At 68.7% G+C, this 12,868-nt stretch carries 15 protein-coding genes; 12 read left to right on the top strand and 3 right to left on the bottom strand.

All coding sequences use genetic code 11. The features are described 5' to 3' along the window. Positions 1 to 193: 193 nt before the first annotated feature. Positions 194 to 400 (top strand): Fe-S cluster assembly protein IscX, encoded by a 207-nt coding sequence (gene iscX, locus HY726_04075; GenBank protein ID MBI4608168.1) that lies wholly within the window; start codon positions 194 to 196, stop codon positions 398 to 400. A gap of 60 nt (positions 401 to 460) precedes the next feature. On the opposite strand, the gene HY726_04070 is transcribed toward iscX, so the two are convergent. From HY726_04070 to HY726_04060, 3 genes are read right to left on the bottom strand one after another with little or no spacing between them, the layout of a single operon-like run. Then, entirely contained in the window at positions 461 to 694 is a 234-nt protein-coding gene (locus HY726_04070) for a hypothetical protein (GenBank protein ID MBI4608167.1), read from the bottom strand. An 8-nt stretch (positions 695 to 702) separates the two neighbouring features. Beyond that, positions 703 to 1,062 (bottom strand): DsrE family protein, encoded by a 360-nt coding sequence (locus HY726_04065; protein MBI4608166.1) that lies wholly within the window; start codon positions 1,060 to 1,062, stop codon positions 703 to 705. A gap of 4 nt (positions 1,063 to 1,066) precedes the next feature. Beyond that, positions 1,067 to 1,390 carry a DsrE family protein gene (locus HY726_04060; protein ID MBI4608165.1) on the bottom strand — a complete coding sequence of 108 codons (324 nt, stop codon included), beginning with the start codon at positions 1,388 to 1,390 and terminating at the stop codon, positions 1,067 to 1,069. Between the two features lie 118 nt (positions 1,391 to 1,508). Between HY726_04060 and nifS the strand changes: the two genes are divergently transcribed. The 11 genes from nifS to HY726_04005 all read left to right on the top strand — a co-directional run bounded on the left by nifS (position 1,509) and on the right by HY726_04005 (position 12,739). Beyond that, positions 1,509 to 2,663, top strand: coding sequence for a cysteine desulfurase NifS (gene nifS / locus HY726_04055; protein MBI4608164.1), 1,155 nt, complete (start codon positions 1,509 to 1,511; stop codon positions 2,661 to 2,663). 136 nt (positions 2,664 to 2,799) lie between these two features. Beyond that, the gene (locus HY726_04050) at positions 2,800 to 3,207 is read left to right on the top strand and encodes an iron-sulfur cluster assembly scaffold protein (GenBank protein ID MBI4608163.1); all 408 of its coding nucleotides are present in this window, start codon (positions 2,800 to 2,802) and stop codon (positions 3,205 to 3,207) included. Next, entirely contained in the window at positions 3,092 to 3,871 is a 780-nt protein-coding gene (gene cysE / locus HY726_04045; GenBank protein MBI4608162.1) for a serine O-acetyltransferase, read from the top strand. Before HY726_04050 ends, cysE begins: the two co-directional genes overlap by 116 nt. Beyond that, positions 3,868 to 4,437, top strand: a complete 570-nt coding sequence (locus tag HY726_04040) for an HDIG domain-containing protein (protein MBI4608161.1) — start codon at positions 3,868 to 3,870, stop codon at positions 4,435 to 4,437. Before cysE ends, HY726_04040 begins: the two co-directional genes overlap by 4 nt. A gap of 8 nt (positions 4,438 to 4,445) precedes the next feature. Continuing rightward, complete coding sequence (gene dinB / locus HY726_04035; GenBank protein ID MBI4608160.1) at positions 4,446 to 5,621, top strand: DNA polymerase IV; 1,176 nt, start codon at positions 4,446 to 4,448, stop codon at positions 5,619 to 5,621. A 220-nt stretch (positions 5,622 to 5,841) separates the two neighbouring features. Then, positions 5,842 to 7,029, top strand: a complete 1,188-nt coding sequence (locus tag HY726_04030) for an ABC transporter substrate-binding protein (GenBank protein MBI4608159.1) — start codon at positions 5,842 to 5,844, stop codon at positions 7,027 to 7,029. A gap of 333 nt (positions 7,030 to 7,362) precedes the next feature. Next, complete coding sequence (locus HY726_04025; GenBank protein MBI4608158.1) at positions 7,363 to 8,115, top strand: ABC transporter ATP-binding protein; 753 nt, start codon at positions 7,363 to 7,365, stop codon at positions 8,113 to 8,115. 173 nt (positions 8,116 to 8,288) lie between these two features. Next, positions 8,289 to 9,086 (top strand): ABC transporter ATP-binding protein, encoded by a 798-nt coding sequence (locus HY726_04020; GenBank protein ID MBI4608157.1) that lies wholly within the window; start codon positions 8,289 to 8,291, stop codon positions 9,084 to 9,086. Continuing rightward, positions 9,080 to 10,894, top strand: coding sequence for an AMP-binding protein (locus HY726_04015; protein ID MBI4608156.1), 1,815 nt, complete (start codon positions 9,080 to 9,082; stop codon positions 10,892 to 10,894). The genes HY726_04020 and HY726_04015 overlap by 7 nt, the downstream gene beginning before the upstream one ends. A gap of 4 nt (positions 10,895 to 10,898) precedes the next feature. Beyond that, complete coding sequence (locus HY726_04010) at positions 10,899 to 11,879, top strand: branched-chain amino acid ABC transporter permease (GenBank protein ID MBI4608155.1); 981 nt, start codon at positions 10,899 to 10,901, stop codon at positions 11,877 to 11,879. 11 nt (positions 11,880 to 11,890) lie between these two features. Continuing rightward, positions 11,891 to 12,739: a branched-chain amino acid ABC transporter permease gene (locus HY726_04005; GenBank protein ID MBI4608154.1), complete on the top strand. Its 849-nt coding sequence runs from the start codon at positions 11,891 to 11,893 to the stop codon at positions 12,737 to 12,739. Positions 12,740 to 12,868 lie beyond the last annotated feature (129 nt).

Genomic DNA, 12,868 nt, shown 5'->3' with positions numbered 1-12,868 from the left:
GCTGCCAGGCGGTGGTCAAGGGCGACGTGGTGGTCGAGATACCCTGAGAGGGGCAGTTCGAGCCGAGCGATGTCGGCCATGCCGCAGGCAGGCCCGGCACGAGGCGAGGCCCGAGTAGATGTTCGAGCCGAGGGCCGTCGGCCATGCCGCAGGCAGGCCCGGCACGAGGCGAGGCCCGAGTAAAGAGGGACCCATGGGGCTGACGTGGAAGGATGCCGAGGACATCGCGATCGCGCTGGCGGACAAGTTTCCGGACACGGACCCGCTCACGGTGCGCTTCACCGACCTTCAGCGCTGGGTGACGGAGCTGCCGGACTTCGCCGAGGACCCGAAGGGCTCCAACGAGAGCATCCTGGAGGCGATCCAGATGGCCTGGTATGACGAATACAAAAACCGATAGTTTTTGTTTTTGCTCCGCCGGGGGAGGGCCCGGAGGGGGTGGGGACCCCCTCCGGTATGGCTACCAGGAAATGACAGAATCGGCGGTGAAGATGAGGTCGAGGAGGTCGGAGTAGGTGAGATCGCCGTCGGCCCCCGCGTCGGCGAGCCGGCGGACCGTGACCCCGTTGGGAAGACGCGGAGCCGGCACGCCATGGAGGAGGACCACGGTGACAGCGGTCTCGGGCGCGCGGGACTGCGTCTCGATCGCGGAGAGCGCGGTCGGGGAGGGCGGGGACTTGAGCAGGTGGAGCACGCGGGGCATCAGAAGACGATGAAGCGTTCGGCTTTCGCCAGCAGCCCTGCGAGCGCGTCCGCGGAGACAGGGACGACCGCATGTCCCTCCACGTTCCAGTCCGCGGCATCCGCCGGGAGGGCCGAGCCCTCGACGTGGAACGGGATGCCGAGCTTCCTCAGGCTCTCGCGGAACTTGGCGATGTCGTCGCCGTCCACGAGCTCGTCCGTGTCCGCGTCCAGGAGGTGCACGGCGGGACCCGTGAGCACGATGGTTACGTCGTTCTCCCCGGCGGCGACGCCGAGCGCGATCCGCATCGCCTCGAACGCGCGGCCCGAGGTGCGCGGGTCCTCCGAGATGAGGACCAGGACGGCTCGGGATCCGGCCACGGCGTCAGTTGAGCGCGACGAAGCGCTCGCAGCCGTTGATCAGGTCGGTCAGGACCACCAGGCCGGAGTAGGTGAAGGTGTCGGGATCGGAGAGCGCGATCCCGCGCTTCTGGCAGCCGTAGGCGCAGACGAAGAGCTTGGCGCCCCGACGCGCCAGCTCGCGGATCTCCGGTCGGTCCTTGGCGGCGACGCCGTCGTCGATCAGGTAGAGGTAGACGTCGGTGCCACGGTCGAGAGCCGTGCGCGAGAGCGTGGCGAGCGTCCGGAGGTTCGGGTGATCCGGCTTCGTCGAGAGCATAAGGCCGAGCTTCCGCCTGCGGAGATCCATACGACCCCGAGGCTATCACCGGGCCGGAGCACTGTCAACGCCGGCAGTGGAGGTGTGACGGAAACGCTGGCTGCGTGCGGCGGGCCGACCGGCTGAGCCGCGGCCGGAGAGGACGACAATGCATCGAGTGTACCTGGATCACAACGCGTCCACGTGGGTTCACCCCGAGGTCATCGAGGCGATGCTCCCGTACTTCGGGGAGCGCTTCGGCAATCCTTCCAGCATCCACGCCTTCGGGCGCGAGTCGCGCGAGGGCGTGGAGGTCGCGCGGGAGACCATCGCCGCGTTCCTCCGCGTCGGGAAGGACGAGATCGTGTTCACCTCCGGCGGGACCGAGTCCGACAACCTGGCTATCAAGGGCGTCGCTGCCGCCCGCGGTTCGGGCCACATCATCACCTCGCAGATCGAACACCACGCGGTCCTCCGGACCTGCCAGGCGCTCGAGGCCCAGGGCTTCGCGGTGACCTACCTCCCGGTGGATCAGGACGGGCTGGTGGAGGCGGAGGAGGTGCGGCACGCCATCCGAGCCGACACGATCCTGATCACGGTCATGCACGCCAACAGCGAGGTGGGGACGATCCAGCCGATCGACGCCATCGGGCTGATCGCGCGGGACCACGGGATCCCCTTCCATACGGATGCCGTTCAGACCTTCGGCAAGGTGCCGATCGACGTGGACGGGTTCGGCATCGACCTGCTCTCGTTCTCGAGCCACAAGATCTACGGGCCCAAGGGGATCGCCGGGTTGTACATCCGCAAGGGGACCAAGATGGTCTCGGTCCAGCACGGGGGCGAGCACGAGCGCCGCCGCCGCGCCGGGACCGAGAACGTGCCGGGCATCGTGGGCTTCGGCAAGGCGGTCGAGATCCGCGCCCGCGACATGGAGGGCGAGGCCGCGCGCGTGCGGGCGCTGCGGGACAGCCTCTGGGAAGGGACCCTGGCCCGGGTCCCCGAGGTGAGGCTCAACGGGCACCCCACCCGTCGGCTCCCCGGCACCCTGAACCTCTGCTTCCGGCACGTCGAGTCCGAATCCATCGTCCTGGGCCTCGACCTGAAGGGCGTCGCGGTCTCGGCGGGCTCGGCCTGCACCGCCGGGAACGTGGAGCCGTCCCACGTCCTGGTCGCCATGGGTGTGCCCCTCGACTGGGCGATGGGGGCGGTGCGCGCCACGCTCGGGCGGACCAACACGGAGGCGGACATCGCGTACGTGCTGGAGGTCCTCCCGCCCGTCGTCGAGCGGCTCCGGAGCCTCTCGCCCGCGTCGGTGTCGTGAGGCACTCGGAGGGAGGCGCACCCACGCCGACCCCCTGCGCTGGCGCGCGCACCCACTTCGTGGGTACCCGGCGCGGGTACCCACCGGCGGCGTGGGTGGGCGCTCGAAACGAGCCGGAGGCATCGCGCGAGGGATTATGAGGTACAGCACGACGCTGGTGGAGCATTTCCGCAACCCCCGCAACGTCGGGATGATGCAGAATCCCGACGCTGTCGGCGAGGATGAGTACGGCGGCTGCGGCGACGTGGTCAGGTTCTACCTGAGGGTCCGGGACGGCAAGGTCGCGGAGGCGCGCTTCCAGACCTACGGCTGCGGGCCCACGATCGCGGCGGCCAGCGTCGGAAGCGAGCTGGCGACGGGGCGCGCCGTCGAGCAGGTGCTGGACCTGACGGCGGCCGACGTGGAGGCCGCGGTGGATGGGCTTCCGGATGATCGGCGTCACGCCGCTGACATCGTGCGGGGAGCCCTCCTGGCGGCGGCCCGGGACTATCTGGGCCGCCAGAGCGCGGCGGTGGCTTCGGGAGGAGGAGTGCAGCGTGTTTGAGACGATGCGGCGGGATATCCAGGCGGCCCTCGAGCGCGACCCCGCGGCCCGCAGCCGCTGGGAGGTGGTCCTGTGCTACCCCGGTGTGCACGCGCTCTGGTGCTACCGGGTCGCCCACGGGTTCTGGCGCCGGGGGTGGGTCGTGACCGCGCGGTTCATCTCTCACCTGGGGCGCTTCTCCACCGGGATCGAGATCCACCCCGGCGCGACGATCGGACCCGGGCTGTTCATCGACCACGGCATGGGCGTGGTCATCGGCGAGACGACCGGGATCGGCGAGAACTGCACGCTCTACCAGGGGGTGACGCTCGGCGGGACCAGCCTCAAGCGGGAGAAGCGTCACCCGACGCTCGGCGACAACGTGGTCGTGGGGACGGGCGCAGCCATCCTCGGTGCGATCAGGATCGGGGACGGTAGCCGGGTCGGGGGCGGGTCGGTCGTCGTCAGCGACGTCCCGCCGAACTCGGTGGTGGTCGGGATCCCGGGGAAGGTGATCTACCGCGACGGCCAACGCGTCGGCGCGGGAATCGATCTCGAGCACACGGACCTCCCCGATCCGGTCTTCAAGGCGATCGAGCAGCTCCTGGAGCGGATCCGCGGGCTCGAGGCCGAGGTCGCGGCGCTGCAGAAGCGGCTCGACGAGGCGAGGGTCGACTCCGGATGATCGACCGCGCCGCCGCCTGGCGAGTGCTCACCGAGTTCACGCGCTCTGACAGCCTCCGCAAGCACGCGCTCGCGGTGGAGGCCTCCATGCGCGCGTACGCGCACAGGTACGGCGGCGACCGGGAGACGTGGGGCATCGTGGGAATGCTCCACGACTTCGATTACGAGATTCACCCGACCGCCCCGCAGCACCCGATGAAAGGGGCGGAGATGCTCCGGGCCCGCGGCGTCCCCGAGCCGATGATCTACGCGATCCTCAGCCACGCAGACTACTCCGGCTGTCCCCGGGTCTCCCTCCTGGACCGGGCCATTTACGCCTGCGACGAGCTGTCGGGCTTCGTCACCGCCTGCGCCCTCGTTCGTCCCGGCAGGGCCATCGCCGGGCTGGAGCCGGCCTCGGTGAAGAAGAAGCTCAAGGACAAAGGCTTCGCGCGGAGCGTGAACCGGGATGATGTCTACCGTGGAGCCGAGGAACTGGGCGTGGATCTGGATGAGCACATCGCCTTCGTGGTCGAGGCCCTCGGGGGCGTCGCCGCCCAGATCGGCCTCGCCGGTCCAGCCACCTAGTGCCGCGTGTGGTGCCGCCGGCGCACGGTCGCGCCATCGTCCACGTGGACATGGACGCGTTCTACGCCTCGGTGGAGCAGCGCGATCGCCCTGAGCTCCGGGGAAAACCGGTGATCGTAGGTGCCGACCCCCGTGGGCGTGGGGTCGTGTCGGCAGCGTCCTACGAGGCCCGGCGCTTCGGCGTCCACTCGGCCATGCCGATCTCACGCGCGGCGCGGCTCTGCCCGCAGGCCGTCTTCCTCGCCGTGGACATGGAGAAGTACGCGCGCGTCTCCAAGGAGATCATGGCCATCCTGGCCGAGTACTCGCCCCTTATCGAGCCCCTCTCCCTGGACGAGGCGTTCCTCGACGTCACCGGGAGCGAGCGGCTCTCTGGCCCGCCGCTCGAGCTCGCGCGGACCATCAAGCGCCGCATCCGTGAGGAGGTCGGGCTGACGGCGTCGGCCGGCGTGGCGCCGAACAAGTTCCTCGCCAAGCTCGCCTCCGACCTGGAGAAGCCCGACGGCCTGGTGGAGGTACGCCCCGGTGAGGAGGCGACGTTCCTGCACCCGCTCCCGGTGGAGCGGCTCTGGGGCGTCGGGCGCGTAACGGCGGCCGCCCTCAGACGCATGGGGATCGAGACCATCGGCCAGCTCGCTCGGGTTCCCGTGGGCGTCCTCGAGCGGCGATTCGGGAAGACGGGCTCCCACCTCCACGAGCTGGCGTGGGGGCGGGACGACCGCCCCGTGGAGCCGTGGGCGCCGCCCAAGTCGATGGGGGCGGAGGAGACGTTCCCCAACGATCATCGAGACGTCGGCCGCCTCGAGCTCACGCTCCGCGCCCAGGCCGAGCGGGTGGCCCGCGAGCTCCGCGACGACGGCTACAGCGGGCGGACCGTCACGCTGAAGCTCCGATTCAGAGACTTCCGCACCCTCACCCGCAGCCACACGGGAGAGCCGACCCAGGACGGGCTGGAGATCTACTGCCGCGCGCGGAGCCTCCTGGGACGGGTGCCACTCACACAGCCGGTGAGGCTCATCGGGCTGTCGGTTTCGGGGCTCGCCGCCCGCGACTCGGGCCAGCTCGACCTGTTTGCCGAGCCCGCAGCCCGACGCGCGCGGCTGGCCGGGGCCGTCGACACGCTGGCGCGGCGCTTCGGCGAGGGCACCGTCATCCCCGCCACACTCGTGTCGCGGCGCCGGTGATCGGGCCCTGGAAATGCCGGGCGGTTCGCCGGAGCGATCCTGCCGCGGCGCGAGGGGTTTGGTCGGCCAGCCGGTTCGTTGACACCTGCCGGGCTTTCTCCTACAATCGCGACTGACCCGTCATTCAACAACATTCCTCGGCGACAGATGGGGCGGTCCCGAGCCGATCGGGCGAACCTGGCCAGAAGCCCTTAGCGAAGTCCCAAGAGGAGGGTCCGTCATGCGAGCCAAAGCCGTCGCGTTGCTCTTGCTGCTGACCGTTCTGTTCTCCGGAGCCGCCTGGGCTCAGAGCCGGGTCCCGGGCGTCACCGACACGGAGGTCGTGATCGGCCTGACCACGCCGCTGTCGGGGCCCGCGGCCGCCTGGGGGAACACCGCCGTCGCGATGGAGGCCTGGGCGAAGTACGTCAACGACCAGGGCGGGGTCCACGGGCGGAAGATCAAGACGGTCCTGAAGGATGACGGCTATGTCCCCGGCCGGGCGGTGGCAAACCTTACCGAGATGAAGGACAGCGTCTTCTGCGTGGTCGGGCTCCTCGGCTCCGCCATCCTGAACGCGTCCAAGGACCTGGTAGCGGAGGCGAAGCTCCCGGTCATCAACCCGTACGGGAACCCCGCCATCTGGGAGCGGCAGCCCCCGGACAAGCGGCGCTACGTCTTCGTCAACTACCCAGACTACGTCGACGAGGGGGACTTCCTGGTCACCCACGCCGTGAACAAGCTAGGCGCCAAGAAGATCGCGGTCTTCTTCCAGAACGACGAGTACGGCAAGGGCGGGCTCGAGGGCGTGAAGAAGGGCCTCCGGGGGCTCGGCGGCAAGGGCTCGATTGTCGCCGAGGTCTCCTACGAGCTGACCGACCGCGAGATGGGGACCCACGCCCTGAAGGTCAAGGACTCAGCCGCCGACACGGTCATCTTCTACTCGACGATCACCCACGGCGCCAACCTGATCAAGGAGATGACGAAGGTCGGGTACCGGCCGAAGCTGGTCTCGTCGTTCCCGATGGGCGACCACCACATCATGTTCAGGCTCCTGGGCGACCTCTGGGAGGGCGCCCATGTCAATGTGCTCGGCACCATCGTGGGGGAGCCGGAAGCCGACAAGATCGTCGCGATCCTGCTGAAGTACGAGGCCAAGCTGAAGGGAAAGGAGAGTACGGCCCTGGCGGGAGCGGTTCCCATGATGCTGGCCGTTGAGGGGCTCAAGCGCGCCGGCCGGAACCTGACCCGCGAGACGTTCGTCGAGGCCATGGAGACGATCAAGGACTACGTGCCCGAGAAGCTCACCGCCCCGATCACGTTCGGCCCGAACCGCCGCCACGGCCTGAACGCCGTGCGGCTGATGCGAGCGGAGAAGGGCAACCTGGTTCAGGTGACCGGTTACCAGATCTTCCCGCCGCACTTCTAGGAGCGCGTCGGGACAGCAGCGGTTCGAGCGCCCACCGGCGGCTTCGCCGCGGGTACCCGGCGGGCGCAATCTACTCGGGCCTCGCGCGGCGGGTGGCCTGCCTCACGGCATGGCCGAACCCGCCACGCTCGAACTGCGACTCGGGCCTCGCGCGGCGCGACCCGCCCGACCCAGCTTCGCTGGGTACCCCGGGTGCCCGCTGCCTCCCGGGTTCGAGCGCGCACCCGCGAGACCCACGCCCTCCGGGCGTGGGTACTCCGCGCGGGTACCCGGCCCGCGCAATCCAGGGGGGAGGCTTCGGAGGGGGCCGTCGAGGTCCCCTCCGATTACTAAATGGGACGGCTCTTAGAGGTCAAGGACCTCTCGCTGAGCTTCGGCGGGATCAAGGCTCTGGCCGGAGTCTCCATGGCGATCATCGACGGGGAGACCCTGGCTGTGATCGGTCCGAACGGCTCCGGCAAGACCTCGCTGTTCAACTGCATCACCGGGATCTATCGCCCCTCCGCGGGGGCGATCACCTTCAAGGGGGAGAGCCTGCTCCGGCTCTCCCCCGACGCGGTGACCCGGCGCGGGATCGCCCGGACTTTCCAGAACCTCCGGCTGTTTCTCAACATGACGGTCCTCGACAACCTGCTGCTGGGCCGTCATATCCACTTCAGGAAGCACTTCCTCGAGGCGCTCCTGCGGCTGCGCGCCGAGGAGGTGCGGCACCGCCGGCGCTGCGAGGAGATCATCGAGTTCCTGAACCTGGAGCCGTACCGGAAAAGTCGGGTCGCCGACTGCCCCTTCGGGGTGCAGAAGAAGATCGAGCTGGGCCGGGCACTGGCCACGGAGCCGGCGCTACTGCTCCTGGATGAGCCGGTCTCCGGGCTCACCGCCGAGGAAAAAGAGGAGGTCGGGTACTGGATCCATGAGATCCGCGGCCGCCTCGGTATCACGATCCTCCTGGTGGAGCACGACCTGCGCGTGGCGTCGCGGCTGGCCAGTCGCATGCTCGCGCTGGATCACGGCGTCAAGATGGCGGAGGGGACCCCGGAGGAGGTCAAGCGGCACCCCGACGTGATCAGGGCGTACCTGGGGGAGTAAATGCACCGCGCGGCAGCCCGTCGATGGTGCGGCAGGCGTGCAGGCGCGCGGAGTCGAGCGCGCACCCACCGCTCCGCGGTGGGTACCCGGCCCGCGCAACCCTCGGGGGGAGGTATCGGAAGGGGGGCGGAGCCCCCCTCCGAGGAGATCAAGGCGTACCTGGGCGAATGACGATGCCGGATCTCCAGGCCTCCAAGCCGCTCCTCAGGGTCTCGAGTATCGAGACGCTCTACTTCGATCGGATCTACGCCCTGTTCGGCGTGTCCCTGGAGGTGCAGGAGGGGCAGATCTTCGCGGTCCTCGGGCCAAACGGCGCCGGCAAGACCACGCTCCTGAAGACGCTCGCCGGGCTCCTCAAGGACCAGCCGAAGAAGGGGACCATCGCGTTTCGCGGCCAGCGGATCGAGCGGCGGGCGCCCGAGACGGTCGCCAACCTCGGCATCGTATACGTGCCCGAAGATCGGGGTCTCTTCCGGGAACTCACCGTCGCCGAGAACCTCGAGCTCGGGCTCTGGGGCCGCCGGGACGACGGGATCAAGCGGGACCTCGACTTCGTCTACGGCATGTTTCCAATCCTGGAGGAGCGGGCCCGGCAGCAGGCGGAAACCCTGTCGGGCGGCGAGCAGCAGATGCTGGCGCTCGGCCGGGCCATGCTCAGGCGGCCACGACTCCTGATGCTCGACGAGCCGTCGCTCGGGCTGGCGCCGCAGGTCGCCAAGGCGGTCTTCGACGCGCTCCGGACGATCAGCGGGACCGGGACCACGATCCTCCTCGTCGAGCAGAACGCGCGGCTCGCGCTGAAGATCGCCGACCAGGCGGCGATCCTGGAGGCGGGGCGGGTCGTCCTCCAGGGGAGCGCAAAGGAGCTCGAGGCCAACCAGGACGTCCGGGAGGTATATCTGGGACTCGGGACCGCCGACGCGGGCTCCCCGAGAGGATGGCGGCTCTACCGGAAACGGAGGCGATGGTGATGACAACAACGGCCACGCGGACCCTTCCAGATCTTTTCTGCCAACAGGTGAGACGCGGGGGCGAGCGTCTCGCGGTCCGCTTCAAGAAGTACGGCATCTGGCACCGGGTCTCCTGGCGCCAGTACGGCGAGGAGGTCGACAAAGTGGCTGCGGCGCTCCTGGCCTTTGGCTTCCATCCCGAGGAGAACGTGGCGGTCCTCGGCGAGAACCGGCCGGAGTGGCTGTACTGCCACCTGGGCATCATGTCCGTCGGCGGCGCCACGTGTGGGATCTATCCGACCTCGGCGCCCGAGCAGATCCGGTACCTGCTCAACCACTCGGAGGCCCGCCTGCTCTTTCTCGAGAACGACGAGCAGCTCGACAAGGCCCTCGCTATCCTCTCGGAGACCCGGGTGCAGCGGGTCGTCGTATGGGACGCCAAAGGCCTCTGGGGGTTCTCCGACGACCGGGTGCAGTTCCTCGACGATTTCGTCAAGCAGGGACAGATGTTCCTCGAGGCCCACCCGGGTTGCCTCGACGAGCGCCGGGCGGCCATCCGCCCCGACGACACGGCCATGATCATCTACACGTCGGGGACCACGGGCCCGCCCAAGGGGGCGATGCTCTCCCACGCCAACATCCTGTGGGTCACCCGCGCGCTGCTCCAGGCCAACGCGCTCCGGCGGGACGACGAGGTCGTCTCCTACCTGCCCTTCGCCCATATCTACGAGAACCTGGTCTCGGTGTTCCAGGCCATCCACCTCGGCTACGTCGTGAACTTCGTCGAGAGCCTGGATACCCTCTTCCAGAACCTCCGCGAGATCTCCCCGACCTACTTCGCCAGCGTGCCGCGGATCTGGGAGAAGCTGGCCTCCACGGTCGAGCTGCGCATGGACGATTCCACGTGGCTCAAACGGACCGTGTACCGGCTCGCCGTCGCCATCGGGCGGCGGCACGCGCGTGCGCTGAACGCGGGGAGGCGCGCGGGTCTTCCGCTGACGCTGCTCTATCGCCTCGCCTCCTGGGCCGTCCTCCACCCGCTCAAGCGGCGGCTCGGGTTCGAACGGACGCGCATCGCCGTCTGCGGCGCCGCACCGGCTTCCCCGGAGCTGTTCGAGTACTACCACGCGCTGGGGATCCCGCTGATCGAGGGCTACGGTCAGACGGAGTCCAGCGGCGTCATCTCGGTCAACATGCTGGAACGCCCGCGGGTCGGTACCGTGGGGCCGCCGATCCCCGGTATCGAGGTGGCGCTGGCCGACGACGGCGAGATCCTCACCCGCGGCCCCCATGTCTTCAAAGGCTACTTCAAGGATCCTGAGCTGACTGCCCAGACGATCGATGGTCAGGGCTGGCTCCATACCGGCGACATCGGGGCCTGGGAGGAGGGCTACCTGAAGATCCTCGATCGGAAGAAAGACATCATCATCACGGCCGGCGGCAAGAACATCGCGCCTGCCTACATCGAGAACAAGCTGAAGTTCAGCCCCTACATCCAGGACGCGGTCGTGATCGGCGACCGGAAGAAGTACCTCGTGGCGCTGCTCCTGATCGACGAGGACAACGTCACCAAGTTTGCCCAGGATCACCGGATCCCGTTCGCGACGTTCGCGGACCTGACCCAGACCGCGGAGGTCGAGAGGCTGATCGCGGGCGAGGTGCAGAAGGTCAACGCGACGCTCTCCCAGGTCGAGAGCATCAAGAAGTTCGCGCTGCTCCCCCGCCGGCTCTACGAGGAGGAGGGGGATGTGACGCCCACCAAGAAGGTCAAGCGGCGCCACATCGAGGAGCGCTACGCCGACCTGATCGCGACGCTCTACCGGGGCTGAGCGGTTGGACCTCGTCGAGAGCTACCAGGACGACCTCCGGTTCGCGCGCAAGCCCCTGACGTGGCTGTTGCTGGCGGGGCTCCTGGCCGTGCTGCTGGCGCTCCCCTGGTACGCCCACACCTCCTGGGTCGTCCGCGTCACCGTGATCTGCCTGTACGCCATTGGCGTCATGGGGCAGAACCTCCTGATCGGCTATACGGGACAGATCTCGTTCGGCCAGGCCGGGTTCCTGGCGATCGGCGCCTACACTTTCGGGCATCTCAAGCTCATCGGCGTGCCGTTCTTGCTCGCGCTGCTGGGGGCCGGGATCACCGCCGGGCTCGCGGGCGTGCTGGTCGGCTTCCCGTCGCTCCGGTTGAAGGGCCCCTACCTGGCCATCGCCACCTTGGGCTTCGGGATCGCCGTGTATCAGATCTTCGCGAACTCGGAAATCCTGTCCGGCGGGCGCTCGGGGTTGGCGGTCCCGAAGCTGGCTCCGGCGTTCGGCGTCTCGCGGGAGGTCTACGTCTACTACATTTACGTGGGCCTCCTCCTCGTGTTCACCGCCGCCACGTACAATCTGATTTCCTCCTACGTGGGCCGCGCCTTCGTCGCGATCAGGGACAGCGACATCGCCGCCGAGGTCATGGGGGTGAACCTGAGCCGCTACAAGCTCCTGGCCTTCGCCGTCTCGTCCTTCTATACGGGCGTTCACGGGGGGCTGTTCGCGCAATTCTTGGGTCATCTGGAGCCCCAGACGTTCAACGTCGCCGAATCCCTCACGCTCTTCGTCGCTGTGATCGTCGGCGGACTCGCGTCCGTTGAAGGCTCGATCCTCGGAGCCGCCTTCGTGATCCTGGTGCCGACCCTCCTGAGCGAGTACCGCTGGTTCGTCCCGGTCCTCTTCGGCGTCACGATCCTGGTCGTCCTGATCTTCGAGCCGCTCGGCCTCGCCGGCCGCTGGCTGAAGACCCGGCTCTACTTCCAGCTCTGGCCCTTCCGGTGACGGGGTAACCGATGGAACGGCTGCTCCAGTACGTGCTCACCGGGCTCTCCGCGGGGAGCCTCTACGCGCTGGTGGCCCTCGGCATCGTGCTGATCTACCGCTCGACGCGGGTCCTCAACTTCGCTCACGGCGACGTCGCGACGCTCGGGACTTTCGTCGCCTTCGCCCTGGTCTCGCAGGGCTACTCCTTCTCCGTCGCGTTTCTTGCCGCGCTCGTCGTGGGCGGCGCGGTGGCGATCGTCTTCTACTTCGGGGTGCTGATCCCGGCGCAGCGCCAGGGCGCCAACCTCCTCGGCCAGATCATCCTCACGCTGGGCCTCGCGCTGATCGCGCAGGGGGTGATCGTCTACGAGTGGGGAGCCGAGCCCGACCGTTTCCCCTTTCCCCTTTCCGACAGCCGCACCTGGAAGGTGGGGCCGGTCTTCGTGAGCGAGCTGGCCCTCGGAACCTTCGGCGCCGGCCTGATCGGGAGCGTGCTCCTGTACCTGCTCGTCCAGAAAACCCGCCTGGGCCTGGCGATGCGCGCGACCTCGGAGAATCTCCAGGCGGCCCAGACCCTCGGCATCCCCACGCGTCGGGTCCTGGGGATCGCCTGGGGGGTGGCGTCGGCTCTCGGTGTGGTAGCGGGGATCTTCCTGGCGCCCGCGCTGCTCCTCGACCCGTTCTTCATGCTCGACCCCTTCCTCAAGGGTTTCGCCGCCGCGGTCCTCGGCGGGCTCATTCTCGGCGTCGCCGAGAGCCTGACGGGCGGCTACCTCACCATCCAGTTCAAGAATACGCTCGCCTTCGTCGTGATCCTCATCGTGCTCCTGGGACGTCCCGAGGGGCTGCTCGGCCACGAGTTCAAGGAGCGTGTCTAAGGATCGGAGGGGGCCTCGACGGCCCCCTCCGAAGCCTCCCCCCAAGATTGCGCGGGCGAAGCCCGCGCTCGGACCGCAGTTCGAGCCGAGGGGCGGCGGCCATGCCGGAGGCAGGCCCGCCACGAGGCG

The organism is Candidatus Rokuibacteriota bacterium (assembly GCA_016209385.1).
Lineage (GTDB): Bacteria > Methylomirabilota > Methylomirabilia > Rokubacteriales > CSP1-6 > JACQWB01.
This window is presented reverse-complemented; position numbering and strand designations above follow the sequence as displayed.

Bases quoted from the DNA above. Each gene is read 5' to 3' on its own strand.
- iscX (MBI4608168.1), top strand. From the start codon at position 194: ATGGGGCTGACGTGGAAGGATGCCGAGGACATCGCGATCGCGCTGGCG.
- HY726_04060 (MBI4608165.1), bottom strand. From the start codon at position 1,390: ATGGATCTCCGCAGGCGGAAGCTCGGCCTTATGCTCTCGACGAAGCCG.
- nifS (MBI4608164.1), top strand. From the start codon at position 1,509: ATGCATCGAGTGTACCTGGATCACAACGCGTCCACGTGGGTTCACCCC.
- HY726_04050 (MBI4608163.1), top strand. From the start codon at position 2,800: ATGAGGTACAGCACGACGCTGGTGGAGCATTTCCGCAACCCCCGCAAC.
- cysE (MBI4608162.1), top strand. From the start codon at position 3,092: ATGATCGGCGTCACGCCGCTGACATCGTGCGGGGAGCCCTCCTGGCGG.
- HY726_04040 (MBI4608161.1), top strand. From the start codon at position 3,868: ATGATCGACCGCGCCGCCGCCTGGCGAGTGCTCACCGAGTTCACGCGC.
- HY726_04030 (MBI4608159.1), top strand. From the start codon at position 5,842: ATGCGAGCCAAAGCCGTCGCGTTGCTCTTGCTGCTGACCGTTCTGTTC.
- HY726_04025 (MBI4608158.1), top strand. From the start codon at position 7,363: ATGGGACGGCTCTTAGAGGTCAAGGACCTCTCGCTGAGCTTCGGCGGG.
- HY726_04020 (MBI4608157.1), top strand. From the start codon at position 8,289: ATGCCGGATCTCCAGGCCTCCAAGCCGCTCCTCAGGGTCTCGAGTATC.
- HY726_04015 (MBI4608156.1), top strand. From the start codon at position 9,080: ATGGTGATGACAACAACGGCCACGCGGACCCTTCCAGATCTTTTCTGC.
- HY726_04005 (MBI4608154.1), top strand. From the start codon at position 11,891: ATGGAACGGCTGCTCCAGTACGTGCTCACCGGGCTCTCCGCGGGGAGC.